Source organism: Micromonospora sp. NPDC049301, assembly GCF_040678715.1.
Classification (GTDB): domain Bacteria; phylum Actinomycetota; class Actinomycetes; order Mycobacteriales; family Micromonosporaceae; genus Micromonospora.
In genome coordinates this window covers 49,462-63,811 of the sequence record NZ_JBFAQO010000009.1, presented here as the reverse complement: position 1 = coordinate 63,811, position 14,350 = coordinate 49,462, and the positions used below count along the sequence as shown (strand labels likewise).

General features: G+C 73.3%; 15 protein-coding genes. 9 read left to right on the top strand and 6 right to left on the bottom strand.

The window, feature by feature from the left end:
* Positions 1 to 22: 22 nt before the first annotated feature.
* Complete coding sequence (locus AB0K07_RS24975) at positions 23 to 1,039, top strand: glycosyltransferase (RefSeq protein ID WP_363758098.1); 1,017 nt, start codon at positions 23 to 25, stop codon at positions 1,037 to 1,039.
* 21 nt (positions 1,040 to 1,060) lie between these two features.
* Here AB0K07_RS24975 and AB0K07_RS24970 read toward each other — a convergent pair whose 3' ends face one another.
* Positions 1,061 to 1,942: a sigma-70 family RNA polymerase sigma factor gene (locus tag AB0K07_RS24970; protein WP_363758096.1), complete on the bottom strand. Its 882-nt coding sequence runs from the start codon at positions 1,940 to 1,942 to the stop codon at positions 1,061 to 1,063.
* A 147-nt stretch (positions 1,943 to 2,089) separates the two neighbouring features.
* On the opposite strand from AB0K07_RS24970, the gene AB0K07_RS24965 reads away from it, so the two are divergent.
* The gene (locus AB0K07_RS24965) at positions 2,090 to 2,554 is read left to right on the top strand and encodes a carboxymuconolactone decarboxylase family protein (protein ID WP_363758094.1); all 465 of its coding nucleotides are present in this window, start codon (positions 2,090 to 2,092) and stop codon (positions 2,552 to 2,554) included.
* A gap of 128 nt (positions 2,555 to 2,682) precedes the next feature.
* Positions 2,683 to 3,414, top strand: a complete 732-nt coding sequence (locus AB0K07_RS24960) for a Clp protease N-terminal domain-containing protein (RefSeq protein WP_363758092.1) — start codon at positions 2,683 to 2,685, stop codon at positions 3,412 to 3,414.
* A 10-nt stretch (positions 3,415 to 3,424) separates the two neighbouring features.
* Here AB0K07_RS24960 and AB0K07_RS24955 read toward each other — a convergent pair whose 3' ends face one another.
* Together AB0K07_RS24955 and AB0K07_RS24950 are read right to left on the bottom strand one after the other, a co-directional pair.
* On the bottom strand, positions 3,425 to 3,940 hold the full coding sequence (locus tag AB0K07_RS24955; RefSeq protein WP_363758091.1) for a hypothetical protein: 516 nt from the start codon (positions 3,938 to 3,940) through the stop codon (positions 3,425 to 3,427).
* Between the two features lie 112 nt (positions 3,941 to 4,052).
* The gene (locus AB0K07_RS24950) at positions 4,053 to 4,250 is read right to left on the bottom strand and encodes a DNA repair protein (protein WP_363758089.1); all 198 of its coding nucleotides are present in this window, start codon (positions 4,248 to 4,250) and stop codon (positions 4,053 to 4,055) included.
* Positions 4,251 to 4,389: 139 nt separating this feature from the next.
* Here AB0K07_RS24950 and AB0K07_RS24945 point away from each other — a divergent pair, with 139 nt between their 5' ends.
* The 3 genes from AB0K07_RS24945 (at position 4,390) to AB0K07_RS24935 (ending at position 7,141) form a co-directional block, all read left to right on the top strand.
* A complete protein-coding gene (locus AB0K07_RS24945) occupies positions 4,390 to 4,869 on the top strand; it encodes a DUF4396 domain-containing protein (protein WP_363758087.1) in 480 nt (159 codons plus the stop codon).
* 87 nt (positions 4,870 to 4,956) lie between these two features.
* Positions 4,957 to 5,619, top strand: coding sequence for a GNAT family N-acetyltransferase (locus AB0K07_RS24940; RefSeq protein ID WP_363758085.1), 663 nt, complete (start codon positions 4,957 to 4,959; stop codon positions 5,617 to 5,619).
* 46 nt (positions 5,620 to 5,665) lie between these two features.
* Entirely contained in the window at positions 5,666 to 7,141 is a 1,476-nt protein-coding gene (locus AB0K07_RS24935) for a cation:dicarboxylase symporter family transporter (protein WP_363758083.1), read from the top strand.
* Between the two features lie 252 nt (positions 7,142 to 7,393).
* On the opposite strand, the gene AB0K07_RS24930 is transcribed toward AB0K07_RS24935, so the two are convergent.
* Positions 7,394 to 8,848 (bottom strand): glycoside hydrolase family 3 N-terminal domain-containing protein, encoded by a 1,455-nt coding sequence (locus AB0K07_RS24930; RefSeq protein WP_363758082.1) that lies wholly within the window; start codon positions 8,846 to 8,848, stop codon positions 7,394 to 7,396.
* 167 nt (positions 8,849 to 9,015) lie between these two features.
* Between AB0K07_RS24930 and AB0K07_RS24925 the strand changes: the two genes are divergently transcribed.
* Complete coding sequence (locus tag AB0K07_RS24925; RefSeq protein WP_363758080.1) at positions 9,016 to 10,191, top strand: ROK family transcriptional regulator; 1,176 nt, start codon at positions 9,016 to 9,018, stop codon at positions 10,189 to 10,191.
* Between the two features lie 122 nt (positions 10,192 to 10,313).
* Here the strand turns inward: AB0K07_RS24925 and AB0K07_RS24920 are convergent, their stop codons facing one another.
* Positions 10,314 to 11,330 (bottom strand): ABC transporter permease subunit, encoded by a 1,017-nt coding sequence (locus AB0K07_RS24920; RefSeq protein ID WP_363758078.1) that lies wholly within the window; start codon positions 11,328 to 11,330, stop codon positions 10,314 to 10,316.
* On the bottom strand, positions 11,327 to 12,334 hold the full coding sequence (locus AB0K07_RS24915; protein ID WP_363758076.1) for an ATP-binding cassette domain-containing protein: 1,008 nt from the start codon (positions 12,332 to 12,334) through the stop codon (positions 11,327 to 11,329). Before AB0K07_RS24915 ends, AB0K07_RS24920 begins: the two co-directional genes overlap by 4 nt.
* A 131-nt stretch (positions 12,335 to 12,465) precedes the next feature.
* Here AB0K07_RS24915 and AB0K07_RS24910 point away from each other — a divergent pair, with 131 nt between their 5' ends.
* Together AB0K07_RS24910 and AB0K07_RS24905 are read left to right on the top strand one after the other, a co-directional pair.
* Positions 12,466 to 13,308 (top strand): ABC transporter ATP-binding protein, encoded by an 843-nt coding sequence (locus AB0K07_RS24910; RefSeq protein ID WP_363758074.1) that lies wholly within the window; start codon positions 12,466 to 12,468, stop codon positions 13,306 to 13,308.
* Between the two features lie 25 nt (positions 13,309 to 13,333).
* Complete coding sequence (locus AB0K07_RS24905) at positions 13,334 to 14,230, top strand: ribokinase (protein WP_363758417.1); 897 nt, start codon at positions 13,334 to 13,336, stop codon at positions 14,228 to 14,230.
* Positions 14,231 to 14,350 lie beyond the last annotated feature (120 nt).

The following is a 14,350-nucleotide window of genomic DNA, read 5'->3' as shown; positions in this document are numbered from 1 at the left end:
GCGGCGTGTAGGGTCCGGCGCCATGCGTGTGCTGTTTGCCAGCCTTGCGTCCGTCGGCCACACGTACCCGTTGATCCCGCTGGCGGTCGCCGCGCGGGACGCCGGCCACGAGGTGCACTTCGCCGCCGGCACGGAGGTGCGCGCCCCGTTGGCCGCCAACGGTCTGCGGCCGTTCCGGCCGGGCGACGCGTTCTACGAGGTGTACGCCGAGGACCTCGAACCGGAGCTGGCCCGACTGCGCCCCGACCTGGTCGTGCACGAGTGGGGGCTGCCCGGCGCTGCCATCGCCGCTCAGCGGGCCGGCGTCCCGGGCATCTGGCACGGGTTCGGCCGGCTGTTTCCCGACGGCATCGGTCTCGAACTGCCCACGAGCATCGCCGAGGTCGCCGGCCGGCCGCACGTCGACATCTGCCCGCCCTCCCTGCAGGACAGGGACTTCCTCGCCACGGAACGCCGCATCGAGCTGCGGCCGGTGCCGTACTCGACACCGGCCCCGCTGCCGACGTGGGCGAGCGACCGCGCCTCCCGGCCACTCATCTACCTGACCCTCGGTACCGCGTTCGGTACGACGGAGCTGCTGAGAACGGCGATCGCGGGGTTGGCGACCCTGGACGCGCAGGTGGTGGTGGCCGCCGGTCGGGTGCCGCCGGAGCAGCTCGGCGAGATTGCCGACCACGTCACGGTGCAGCCGTGGGTGCCGCAGGCGCAGCTACTGCCGCACGTCGACCTGGTGGTGCACCACGGCGGCAGCGGCACCACCCTCGGCGCGCTCGCGGTCGGCGTCCCGCAACTGCTGCTACCCCAGGGCGCCGACCAGTTCGCCAACGCCGACGCGGTCAGCGCCGCGGGCGCCGCCCTGCGCCTGCTACCCGACGAGGTGAACGCGGACGCCATCGCCGAGCACACCCGGCGGCTGCTGCCGCGCCACGGAGGCGCCGCGCACCGCGACGCGGCCCGGGCGATCGCCGAGGAGATCGCCCGCATGCCCTCCCCGGCCGCCGTCGCCCACCGCCTACCGGAGTACGCCGAGGCGGGCTGACCAACCGGTGGCCGCGTCCACCTACCGCGGCTCCGCCTGCCCGACGGTGAGGTCGAGCCTCGCGAGCTGTGCCGGGTCGGCCACCACCTCGATGCCGATGATCCGGTCGGTGACGATGAAGCTGAGCACCAGCTTGACGACCCCGTCGAACCTCACGACCGCGCCCGGCATCCCGTCGACGTACGCCGGCGACGCCCCCTGGGCGCGGCCGTTGAAGAAGCCGGCGATGACGGCCGAACCGCGCGTCTCGGCGGCCGAACCCATGCTCGCGGCCACCGGATCGGCGCGCATGACGACGTGCGGGTCGAGCAGGCTGACGAGGTCGTCGAACCGGCCCTCCCGCGAGGCCGCGAGGAAGGCCTCGACGACGCGCCGCTGACGGGGCGGATCGGTCTCCCGGACGGTCCCGTCCTGGTGCACCCTGCGGCGTGCCCGGCTGGCGATCTGGCGGACGGCGGCGGGACTGCGATCGACCACGGGGGCGATCTCCTCGAACGACACCGCGAACAGGTCGTGCAGGACGAACACGAACCGTTCGGTCGGCGCGAGGGTGTCCAGGACGACCAGGAGCGCACGGCCGACGGACTCGGTCAGCACGGCCTCACCCTCGGGGTCGACCGGGGTGCCGTCGATCGGGTCGGGCTCCGGTGCGGCGCTGTCCCACAGCTGTTCGGGACGAGCGGTACGCGCGCGCAGCCGGTCCAGGCAGACCCGGCCGACGGTGGTGGTCAACCACCCGGGCAGGTTGTCGATGCCCGCGACATCCGCGCGGCTGAGGCGCAACCAGGTGTCCTGGACGGCATCCTCGGCCTCCGTGCCGGAGCCGAGCATCCGGTGGGCGACCGCCCGCAGCCGCGCCCGGTTCTCCTCGAAGCGCCGTGCCAGCAGGTCCGCCTCGTTCATGACCTCGTCACCCCCGGCTTGACCGAACGGCTTTGTGACCGCCACCACATCTGTCACGCCGTCGGCTCGCCGGCCGACATCCCAGTGACGACCGGGGCGTCCCACCGCGACGCATGCCGGGCAGCCTAACAAGACGGGACGACAAAAATGATCATCGAACCGCGCATCCAGAACCCCGCCGGCCTGCTGCCGGACGCCGTGAAGGCGATCAATCTGCTCTACAAGGCCGCGCACTCGGCCGGGGTGCCGGGCAGCACGCTGGAGCTGGTGCACCTGCGGGCCAGCCAGATCAACGGGTGCAGCGCCTGCGTCGACTCGGGCGCCCGGGCGGCCCGGAAGGCGGGCGAGACCGAGGAGCGGCTGTTCGCGGTTGCCGTCTGGCGGGAGACCCCGTACTTCACCGAGGCGGAGCGGGCCGCGCTGGCCCTCGCCGAGGCCGCCACCCGGCTCGCCGACCGGGCCGATGCCGTGCCCGACGACGTCTGGGCGGAGGCGGCCCGGCACTTCGGCGAGAAGGAGCTCGCCGCGATCGTGCTCTGGGTGGCCACCACCAACTTCTTCAACCGGATCAACGCCACCACCCGCCAGCCGGCCCCGCAGAACTGGGGCTGACCGGTAGGGCTTGATCGCTTGGTGCCCAGCGGGTGGACCGGTGCTCCGATGCCCGCTGGGCACCAAGTGATCGACAGGATCGTCAACACGGGGTTGACGACAGGAAGGCGTCAACTTATGGTTGACGCATGACCGATCCCATTCAGATGACCAACCCGGTTCGCCTCGACGACCTGATCCAGGCGATCAAGAAGGTGCACACCGACGCGCTCGACCAGCTCACCGACGCGGTGATCGCCGCCGATCACCTCGGCGACGTCGCCGACCACCTGATCGGGCACTTCGTCGACCAGGCCCGGCGCTCGGGCGCCTCCTGGACCGACATCGGCCGGAGCATGGGGGTCACCAAGCAGGCCGCGCAGAAGCGGTTCGTGCCGAAGGGCTCGACCGAGGCGGCGGCCCTGGACCCGAACGCCGGCTTCGGCCGGTTCACGCCCCGCGCCCGCAACGTGGTGGTGGTCTCGCAGGAGGAGGCCCGCGCCAGCGGGCACGCCGAGATCGGCCCCGAGCACCTGGTGCTGGGCCTGCTCGCCGAGCCGGAGGGGCTGGCCGCCAAGGTGATGGCCGGTCGAGGTGCGTCCCCCGAGGCGGTACGCGAGGCGGTGGGCGCCGCCCTGCCGCCGCCGGCCGACCAGGTCCCGGACCTCATTCCGTACGACGCGCGCGGCAAGAAGGCGCTGGAGCTGACCTTCCGGGAGGCGCTGCGGCTCGGGCACAACTACATCGGCACCGAGCACATCCTGCTCGCCCTGCTGGAGCAGGAGGACGGCGCCGGCGTGCTCACCAACCTCGGCCTGGAGAAGGCGGCGGTCGAGGCTGACCTGTCCGCCGCCCTCGCCGCGGCCGTCGCGAAGAAGTGACCTCCCGAGGTCAGGGCGTCGGGAAGCCGTAACGCAGGGCGTGCTCCGGATCGGCTGGATCGATCTGGCGCACGCCCGCGTCGGCGAGGCGCTTGTTGACCTCGTCGAGCTGCTCGCGTACCAGTCGGGCTTCCTCCTCGGTGACCCGTCCCCGGTGCGGCTTGCCGGCGTGTTCCAGCGTGCCGTAGTCGATCTTCTCGGCGCTCTTGCGGGCCTTCGGCGGGCGGACCCGCTCGGCCGTCTTCAGCAGCTGCGCCATCGGCACGTCGGTGGCCATCGCGTCGAACTCGCTGGCGGTCAGCACCACCCGGCGCGGCTCGCCACCGCCGTGTTTGTCGTGGATCTCGACCACCGCCACGTCCAGCGCGGCGTCGTCGATGTTCTCCACCTCGGCCGGGGTGGCGTCCAGTTGCACGGGCCCGGCGACCAGGTCCGGGTGCTCCAGGACGACGATGCGGACCACCTCGTCGTCGTCCTGCAGGACCGTGCCGGTGAAGTCGGAGACGTGGATCGTCTTCTTGCCCATGCGCGGAGCTTCTCCTGTCGTAGGCCGGATTTCGGACCAGAAGAAGTTACCCGACAGGTGTGCGAAAGCCCGCGTTGGACAGCCCGGGTGTGTCGTGACCGGTGCCGCCGGGTCAGCGGGTGTTGAGGCCCAGTTGGGCGGAACTACCGGCCGGCAGCTTGTTCAGCTCCGACCAGGACAATGCATCCGGGCCTCCCGTCGTGCGGGTCCCGCGGTAGCGCGGCTGGGCCGGAAAGCGGTCGGCGGGCTCCGTTGCCCGCCAGAGTCGCTCGGGGTCCTGGTGGTGGCGGTCGTTCGGCTGAATCGGCATGACCTTACCGTCCCAAACAAAGGTGTCCATGTATGGAAATACCTATGACGGTCGATCGGTTCGTCCGGTTCCGGGGCGTGGCGGAGAAGTGATCCGCATCGCTGGATCAGATACCCCTAGGGGGTATAGGCTGCGGGGCATGGAAAACGCGAATCCCACCCGACTGGCCATCGCCGCGACCCTGCACTGCCTCACCGGCTGCGCCATCGGCGAGGTGCTCGGCATGGTCATCGGCACCGCGCTGGGCTGGTCCGACCTGGCCACCATCGCCCTCGCGGTCGCGCTGGCGTTCGTCTTCGGCTACGCCCTGACGGTTCGCCCGGTGCTCCGTTCCGGCCTGCCGTTGGCGCAGGCGATCCGGGTGGCCCTGGTCGCCGACACGGTCAGCATCGCGGTGATGGAGCTGGTGGACAACGGCGTCATGCTCGCCGTGCCGGGCGCCATGCGGGCCGGCCTCGCCGACCCCCTGTTCTGGGGCAGCCTGGTCGGTGCGTTGGCGGTGGCCTTTGTGGTCACGGTGCCGGTGAACCGGGCCCTGATCGTCCGTGGGAGGGGGCACGCGGCGGTGCACCAGCACCACCACGGCGGGCATCACCCCGGGGCGTCAACGGCGTCGTAGCCCGTTTCGGCCCTGCCGTATCGTCCGCCCGTCGGGGTCGCCGCGCGTACGGTGATCCACGACGGGCCGGCTGACGGGGAGGTGTCCATGCTCGACCGGCGGCTCCAGCTGCACCTGGCCACCTGGCTGGGCCAGTGGCCCGCCGGGCCGGGGCTGCACGTGGTCGCCTCGCACCGGCGGGCCAAACCCGCCTGGGACGGCCGGCTGCGCCCGGCGCTCGCCGTGGACACCGGCCAGAGCGCCGTGCTCTCCGTGCCGCCGGACCGGTTGGCGGCGATCCGCGAGCTGGTCCGGCGTACGCCGGAGCGGCTGCTTCCGGCGCTGCCGGAGGCTGTCGGGCTGCCGGACTGGTGCGTGCACGACGGACCCTTCCGGTGGACCCTGGCCCCCGCGCCGCTACCGGACGTGGGGGAGTGGACCGAGCCCACGGCCCCGGGACTGCCGCCGTGGCTGCGGCTGTTCGACCGGTCGGTGCTGGTGGTCCGCGACGCGGACGGCAACTACCTGGCCGGAGCCGGGATAAAGCGGCACGACGCGTACGGGCGCGAGCTGGCCGTCGGCACCGTGCCCGCCGCTCGCGGTCGCGGCCTCGCCCGCCGGCTGGTGGCGCAGGCGGCCCGGCGGGTGCTCGACGAGGGCGCGGTGCCCACCTACCTGCACGAGCGGGACAACCACGCCTCGGCCCAGGTCGCGGAGGCGGCCGGCTTCCCGGACCGGGGCTGGCGGGCGTACGGGGTCTATCCGCGCTGAGCGGCCGTCCGTGTGACCGTCGACCAGGCTGGGTAGGGGTGCCGGCATGGCAGCGAAACCGGCACCCGAAACGGATCCCGTGCCCGCCTCCGGCACCACCGCCGCGACTCCGCCCGGTGACGGCCATCCACCCGGTGCCGATCCGGTGGCGCAGCCGGCCCGGCGCCCGGACCGCACCCGTTTCCTCTACCTGGCCGTGATCCTGGCCGTGCTGGCCGGCATCGCGGTCGGCTTCCTCTGGCCGGACGTCGGGAAGTCCCTGGCCCCACTGGGCACCGGCTTCGTGGCGCTGATCAAGATGATGATCGGCCCGGTCATCTTCTGCACAATCGTGCTCGGCGTCGGCTCGGTCCGCCGGGCCGCACAGGTGGGCAAGGTCGGCGGGCTCGCCCTCGGGTACTTCCTGCTGATGTCGACCGTCGCGCTCGCCATCGGCCTGGTGGTCGGCAACCTCATCCACCCCGGATCCGGGCTCCAGCTCAACGACGCCCTGGCCGGCGCCGGCCAGAAGGCCGCCGAGGGGGAGGCGGAGGGGACGGCCGACTTCCTGCTCGGCATCATCCCGACCACGCTGTTCTCCGCGCTGACCGAGGGCGACGTGCTCCAGGCGCTGCTGGTCGCGCTGCTGGTCGGCTTCGCCGTGCAGAGCCTGGGCCGGCGGGGAGAGCCGGTGATCGCCGCGATCGGCGTACTCCAGCGGGTGGTGTTCAAGGTCCTTGCCATGATCATGTGGCTGGCGCCGATCGGCGCGTTCGGCGCGATCGCGGCGGTGGTCGGTGCGACCGGGGTGGACGCGTTGAAGAGCCTCGCGCAGATCATGCTGGGCTTCTACGCCACCTGTCTGATCTTCGTGCTGGTGGTGCTCGGCGCGCTGCTCTGGTTCGTCGCGCGGATCTCGATCTTCTCGCTGCTGCGCTACCTGGGCCGTGAGTTCCTGCTGATCGTCTCGACCTCGTCGTCGGAGTCCGCGCTGCCGCGGCTCATCGCGAAGATGGAGCACGTCGGCGTGAGCAGGCCGGTGGTCGGCATCACGGTGCCCACCGGGTACTCGTTCAACCTGGACGGCACGGCCATCTACCTGACGATGGCGTCGCTGTTCATCGCCGACGCGCTGGGCAAGCCGCTGTCGATCGGCGAGCAGGTGTCGCTGCTGCTCTTCATGATCATTGCGTCGAAGGGCGCCGCCGGGGTCACCGGCGCTGGTCTGGCGACCCTCGCCGGTGGCCTCCAGTCACACAAGCCCGAGCTGGTCGACGGGGTCGGGCTGATCGTCGGGATCGACCGGTTCATGTCCGAGGCGCGGGCGCTCACCAACTTCGCCGGCAACGCGGTGGCCACCGTGCTGGTCGGCACCTGGACCGGCGGCTTCGATCGGGACCGGGCAGCGCAGGTGCTGCGCGGTGACGACCCGTTCGACGAGGCCACCATGCTGGACGAGGACGCCGCGCACGACGGCCCGGCGGACGGCACCGCGGCCGACGAGCGGATCGCCGAGCCGGCACGGGTGCCCGCGCAACGCTGAGACCGCGTCGCAGGGCGCGGACCGTGGATCCCGGGCCGGATCCACGGTCCGCAACCTTCCCCCAGGTCCCGGTTCTCCGGTGACCGACCGTGTGGTGAACGGGCCGGTACGTGCCGATCACGCTACGTATCGAACAGGCTCGGTGCAAGGTGCGAGCTGTCGGTTCGGAGTGTCGAATAGCGGACTTGACCTGGATCGGAGCCCATTGGGTGATCGGCGAGGGGTGGTGACACAGAGTGCGGATGGGTCGGCTCAGCCCGCCAGGCCCAGCGCCTCCGCCGCCGCCCGGCCGTTGGCGTGGCTCGCGCCGTACGTGGTGACGAAGGCGCGTACGCCGGCCGGGCGCCACTGCGCGGGCCAGCCCATCTCCACCACGGTCACCGGGTGCTGCGCGGCCAGGCCGGCGATCAGCTCCGGGCCGCCGGGCAGCCGATGCAGGTGCCGCCCGACCAGCACGATCGGCCGGTCACCGGCCAGCCCGCGCAGCGTCGCCTGGTCGGTTTCGGCGGCGATCACCCGGATCTCCTGCACGCCGTCCAGGTGCGGGCCGAGGCCCCAGGGCACCCGCCCCTCGGCGATGGTGGACTCGGTGTGCAGCTGCACCACCAGGGGCCGGTCCAGGCCGGTGAGCACGCCGTCCACCCGGATCGCCCGGCGCGCCGCCGCGTACCCCAGCTCGGTGTCGGCGGTGGCCGGCGACTCGACGGCGCTCCGGGTCCAGGCCGCGAGCGCGGCGGCGCGACCGGCCGCCTCCTCGACCCGGGCGGTCGCCAGCCGGCCGTCGGTGAGCGCGTCGACGATCTCGGCGGCCACGTGCTCGACCAGCTCGGCGTCGACCTTCGCGCCGATGCACAGCAGGTCCGCGCCGGCGGCCAGGGCACGGACCGCGGCCGGCCCGACACCGCCGGCGGCCACCGCCGCGCCCTTCATCTCCAACGCGTCGGTGATGACGGCGCCGGTGAAGCCGTACTCGGTGCGCAGCAGGTCGACCAGGACGGCCCGGCTGAAGGTGGCCGGGCCGGTGCCGGTCAGCGCGGGCACCCGGATGTGCGCGGTCATCACCGCGCGCCCCCCGGCGGCTACGACCGCGGCGAACGGCGGCAGGTCCCGCTGGCGCAGCAGGCTCAGCGGAACGTCCACGGTGGGCAGCTCGTGGTGGGAGTCGGTGACGGTGGCGCCGTGGCCGGGGAAGTGCTTGGCGCAGGCGGCGACGCCGGCGGCCTGCAGGCCGGCCACGGCGGCGGCCGAGTGGGCGGCCACCCGCACCGGGTCCGCGCCGAACGAGCGGGTGCCGATCACCGGGTTGTCGTCGGCGGAGTTCACGTCCACCGTCGGGGCGAGGTTGACGGTGATGCCGAGGGCCGCCAGTTCGGCGCCGATCGCCTGGTAGACCCGCCGGGTGAGCGCCACGTCGCCGATCGCGCCGAGGGCGGCGTTGCCGGGGTACGGGCTGCCGGTGGCGTGGGCCAGCCGGGTCACGTCGCCGCCCTCCTCGTCGATGGCGATCAGCACGTCCGCCCGGCCGGCGCGCAGCGCGGCGGTGCTCGCCGCCACCTGGGACGGGTGGTGCACGTTGGTGCCGAACAGGGTGTGCCCGGCCAGTCCCTCGGCTACCAGGTCGACGGCCCAGTCCGGCGGGACCGGTCCCGGGTACGCGGCGAGCAGCGTGCCGAGCGCGAGCCGGCGCAGTCCTGGATCGAGCCCCACGTGATCTTCCCCCTTCGGTACCCACGGGTACGAACGTCCTACCGGCGGTGGTGCTCGCCCTGCCGGGTCGGCCGAGCGCTCCGCCTCCGGGTGGCCGATACGCTACGGCTACCCGTTCGCAGGTCGGTTTACAGTTAGCAAAGTTTACTAAAACTAGAGGACGTGGCATGAGTGCGACCCGGCTGCCCGGCACCCCCCGCCTGTTGCGGGCGCTCAACGACCGTGCCGCGCTGGAACTGCTGCTCGAGCGTGGGCCGCTGACCCGGGCCCGGCTCGGCGAGCTGACCGGGCTGTCCAAGGTCACCGCCTCCCAGCTGGTCGAGCGGCTGGAGGAGCGTGGCCTGGTCACCCGGGTCGGCGAGCAGGCCGGCGGGCGCGGACCGAACGCCCAGCTCTACGCGGTGCGCCCAGGCAGCGCCCACGTGGTCGGCGTCGACGTCGGACCGGACCGGGTGGTGGCCGCCTGCGCCGACATCACCGGCGCCGTGATCGGCCGGGTGGAACAGTCCACCCGGGACACGGACGACCCGGTGGGCGTGGTGCACAACGCCGTGGTGCAGGCCGCGAGCAGTGCCCAGGCGCAGCTGAGCAGCGTACGGCGGATCGTGCTCGGCACGCCCGGCCTGGTCGACCCGCACACCGGCGACATCACCTTCGCCTTCAACCTGCCGCGCTGGCACAGCGGCCTGCTCGCCGCGCTGCGCGACGACCTGCACACCCCGGTGGTCTTCGAGAACGACGTCAACCTGGCGGCGGTGGCCGAGGCGCAGTCCGGCGCCGCGCAGGGGCTGGCCGACTTCGTGCTGGTCTGGGTGGGCGCCGGCGTCGGTCTGGCGATCATGCTGGGTGGGCGGCTGCACCACGGCAGCAGCGGCGCCGCCGGTGAGATCGGCTACCTGCCCGTGCCCGGCGCGCCCATCCCGCGTGACGTGTCCCGTCGCGCCAAGCCGGCCTTCCAGCAGTTGATCGGTGGTGATTCGGTGCGCGCGGTGGCCCGCGAGCACGGCTACCGGGCCACCGACGCCGCCGAGGCGGTGCGCGCGGCCGTGGCGGACGGCGACGCCGGCGCGCCGATGCTCGACGAGCTGGCCCGCCGGCTCGCGCTCGGCGTTGCCAGCACCTGCGTCGTGCTCGACCCGCCGCTGGTGGTGCTCGCCGGCGAGGTCGGCCAGGCCGGCGGCGCGGCACTCGCCGACCGGGTGCAGCAGGAGGTGGCGGCGATCACCCTGGTGCGGCCCCGCGTGGTGCCCACCGGGCTGACCGAGGAGCCGATCCTGCGCGGTGCGCTGCGCACCGCACTGGACGCCGTCCGCGACGAGGTGTTCGGCTCGACCGTCGGCTGAGCCCGCTGGCGCGGTCATGTGAAGGAATATTTCATCGCCGGCCGGCATGCTGCAAGCTCTTGCCGCAGCCGCTCCGGTGTCCCGGGCCGCCCGCACCAGGGCGGGCGACCCGGGCCCGCGACTCAGATCAGGTCGCGGCGACGGAACACGGCGAACGCCGCCGCGGTCAGCCCGCCGGTGAGCACGAGCAGCACCACCAGGGCCGGCGCCCAGGTCAGCGAATAGAACCCGTCGCAGTACATGCCCGTTTCGGTGCCGGTGCAGAGCCGGCTGTCGTAGAACCGCGCCTCACCGCTGAGCCACGCCCCGATGTGGCTGGAGAGCATCAGCCGGTCCGGGCGGCGGGCGTCGACGATCTCCAGCACCAGCCGGGCGCCCAGCTCCCAGACCACCGCGTACGCGGCCACCGCGCCGAGCGCCGCCGAGGTGTGCCGGCCCAGCGTGGCGATGGCGAAGCCCAGCGCGCTGGCCAGCAGCACCAGCACCACGCCGCGGCCGTGCACCGCGCCGAGGTCGCGCCAGAACTCACCGCCCAGCTCGCCGGCCAGCCCGGCGGTCTGCCCGATCACCCAGAACGTGGCCAGGTAGAACGCCGAGGCCACCAGGGCCAGCGCCAGCACCGTGCCGAGGAGAGTGCCCAGCTTCGCGCCGAGCACCGTCATCCGGCGCGGTCGCCAGAGCAGCAGGTTCACCACGCCGCCGGAGTTCAGGTCGGCGCCGACGTAGGAGGCGCCGACCAGGAACCCGAACAGCACCAGGAACGCGATGAGGAAGTAGAGCAGCGGGCGTGCCTGCTGGGCGAAGCTGAACACCCCGGGGAGGAAGTCGGCGGCGATCGGCAGCCGTTCCTTCAGCGTCGGGTCGATCTGCGAGCAGTCGGAGGGGAAGTACTGCTCGCTGTCGCTCGACGGGAGCGTGCCGTTCTGTCGGGCCAGGCACTGCTGGAAGGTGTCCTCCATGCTCTGCCGGGCCTCGGCGGCCTGGCTCCGGGCAGAGCTCAGCTCCTCCGCACTCGGCCGGTGCGAGCCGGCCAGGGTGGTCGCCGCGGTGACACCGAACGCCAGCACCAGCAGGACGACCATGAGCTGCACGAAGCGGCGCGCGGACAGCCGCTCCAACTCGGCACGGACCAGGTTCACGCGTCCACTCCCCGTACGTCGAGATCGATCTGCGCATCGCCCGCACCGGCCGGCAGCCCCGCGTCGTCGACCTGCCGGGGCACCGACGGATGCCCGCCGGCGCCGGTCAGCTCCAGGAAGACGCTCTCCAGATCCGGCCGCAGCGGGGTCAGCTCGTCCACCCACAGCCCCTGCTCCCCGAGCACCCGGCTGATCACCGTCGGGTCGGTCACCCCGCCCACCACCAGCGCCGCACCGTCCACGCTCGCCGTCAACTCGGCCTCGTGCAGCAGCTCAACGGCGCGCTCCGGCTCGGCCACCCGGACCAGGAACTCGTGCCGGTCGTGGCCGGCCAGCACCTCGTCCACCCGGCCGCTCGCCACCCGCCGGCCCCGCGAGATGATCGTGACGTGGTCGCAGATCAGCTGGATCTCGCCCAGGATGTGACTCGACACCAGCACCGTCACGCCGGCCGCCGCCAGCGACCGCATCAGGTCCCGCATCTCCCGGATACCGGCCGGGTCCAGCCCGTTCGCCGGCTCGTCCAGGATGAGCAGCTGCGGGTCCTTCAGCAGCGCGGACGCCACCGCGAGGCGCTGCTTCATGCCCAGCGAGTAGCCCTTCACCCGCTCGTCGCCCCGGTCGCGCAGCCCCACCGTCTCCAGCACCTCGTCCACCCGCGCGATCGGCACCCCGCCAGCCCGGGCCAGCAGCCGCAGCGTCCGGTACCCGGTGAAGTTGCCGAAGAACTGCGGGCTCTCCACGATGGCGCCGATCCGACCGGCCACCCGGGGCAGCAGCTGTGGCGACGGCTCACCGAGCACGCTCATCCGCCCGCCGTCGGCCCGGACCAGCCCGAGCAGGGCACGCAGGGTGGTGGTCTTGCCCGAGCCGTTCGGGCCCAGGAACCCGTGGACCTGACCCGCCTCGACCAGCAGGTCGAACCCGTCGACCGCGACCCGCCGGCCGTTCCGCAGACTGTGGAAGGTCTTGCGCAGACCCTCGATCTCGATGACCGCGCTCATCCGCGCGGCTCCGTACCTCGACGGGGCATGGGCCGTCCTCCGGGTGTGGTGATCAACGACACGGCGCTTCACCCTATGACCGGGGCGCCGCCCGTGGGGGGCGCCCCGGCGGTGCGTGGTTGGATGGTCGGGTGACTGGTGACCTGATCCCCGACGCTGCCAGCGCCGCGCCTTCCGCCGCACCCGTGGACCCGGATCTGGTGGTCAGCCTCGACAGCGTCGGCGTACGCCGGTCCGGCACCGCCCTGCTGCAGGACCTGACCTGGCGGGTCGAGCTGGACGAGCGCTGGGTGGTGCTCGGCCCGAACGGGGCCGGCAAGACCACCCTGCTCAACCTCGCCGCCGGCCGGCTGCACCCCACCACCGGTGTCGCGCACGTGCTCGGTGAGCGGATCGGCCGCACCGACGTCAACGAGCTGCGTACCCGGATCGGGCTCTCCACCGCCGCGCTCGCCGAGCGGGTGCCCGCCGACGAGCGGGTCAGCGACGTCGTGGTGACCGCCGCCTGGTCGGTGGTCGGCCGCTGGCGGGAGAGCTACGACCGCGGCGACGAGGCGCGGGCGCGGGCCCTGCTGAGCCAGCTCGGCATCGGCGGCCTCGCCGAGCGCCGCTACGGCACCCTCTCCGAGGGTGAGCGCAAGCGGGTGCAGATCGCCCGCGCGCTGATGACCGACCCGGAGCTGCTGCTGCTCGACGAACCCGCCGCCGGGCTCGACCTGGGTGGGCGGGAGGACCTCGTGGCCCGGCTGGCCGAGCTGGCGTACGACCCGGACGCCCCGGCCCTGGTGCTGGTCACCCACCACGTGGAGGAGATCCCGCCGGGGTTCACCCACGCGCTGCTGCTGCGCGAGGGCGGGGTTGTCGCGCAGGGCCTGCTCGCCGAGACGCTGACCGGCGACAACCTCTCCAAGACCTTCGGCCTGCCGCTGGTGGTCGAGCGGTCCGGCGACCGTTACACCGCCCGCGCCGCCTGAGCGCGCGACGGACCGGGAGGTGACCGTGCCACAGACCCGGGTGGTCGTGGTGGGCAGCGCCAACATGGACCTGGTCGCCATGGCGCCCGCGCTGCCCCGGCCGGGCCAGACCATGCTCGGCACCGACTTCGTGATGGTGCCCGGCGGCAAGGGCGCCAACCAGGCGGTCGCCGCGGCCAGGGCCGGCGCCTCCAGCGCGTTCCTCGGCGCGATCGGCTCCGACGCGTTCGGCGTCACCCTCAAGGCCCGGATCACCGCGGCCGGCGTGGACACCGGCCAGCTGCGGGTGGTCTACGGCGCCTCCGGGGTGGCCCTGGTGATGGTCAACGCGCAGGGGGAGAACGCCATTGTGGTGACCCCCGGCGCGAACGACGCGCTGACCGGTCTCACCGAGGAGGAGTTGGCCACGGTGCGCGGGGCGGACGTGCTGGTCGCCCAGCTGGAGATCCCGGTGCAGACGGTGGCCGCCGCGGCGGTGGCGGCCCGCGCCGCCGGCACCCGGGTCATCCTGAACGCCGCGCCGGCCCGGGATCTGCCACCGGAGCTGCTCGACGCCGTGGACGTGCTCGTCGTCAACGAGGGTGAGGCGCAGACGTTCACCGGTCGGGGTCGGGAGGAGCCACGGGCGCTGCTCGACCTGGTGCCCCGCGCCGTGCTCACCCTCGGTGGCGAGGGCGCCTGGTACGTCGACCGGGAGGGCAGCGAGGTGCACGTGCCGGCCGTCCGGGTCGACGTGGTCGACTCCACCGCGGCCGGCGACGCGTTCACCGCCGCGCTGGCCGTCGGCTGGGGCGAGGGGCGGGACCTGGTCGACGCGGTGCGTTGGGCGTCGGCGGCCGGCGCGGCCTGCGTCCGCCGGCTCGGCGCCTCGGTGGCGCTGCCCCGCCGCGCCGAAATCGACGAGCTGTACCTCCCGGGCTGATCCCACCCACGCTACGCCGGCCGGTCGGCCGCCGCCCCGGTGCGGAAGGCCCGCCGGTACGCCGACGGCGAGGTCCGCATCACCCGGCCGCTGACCGGGCTGCGGACGGGCGGGCCGGCG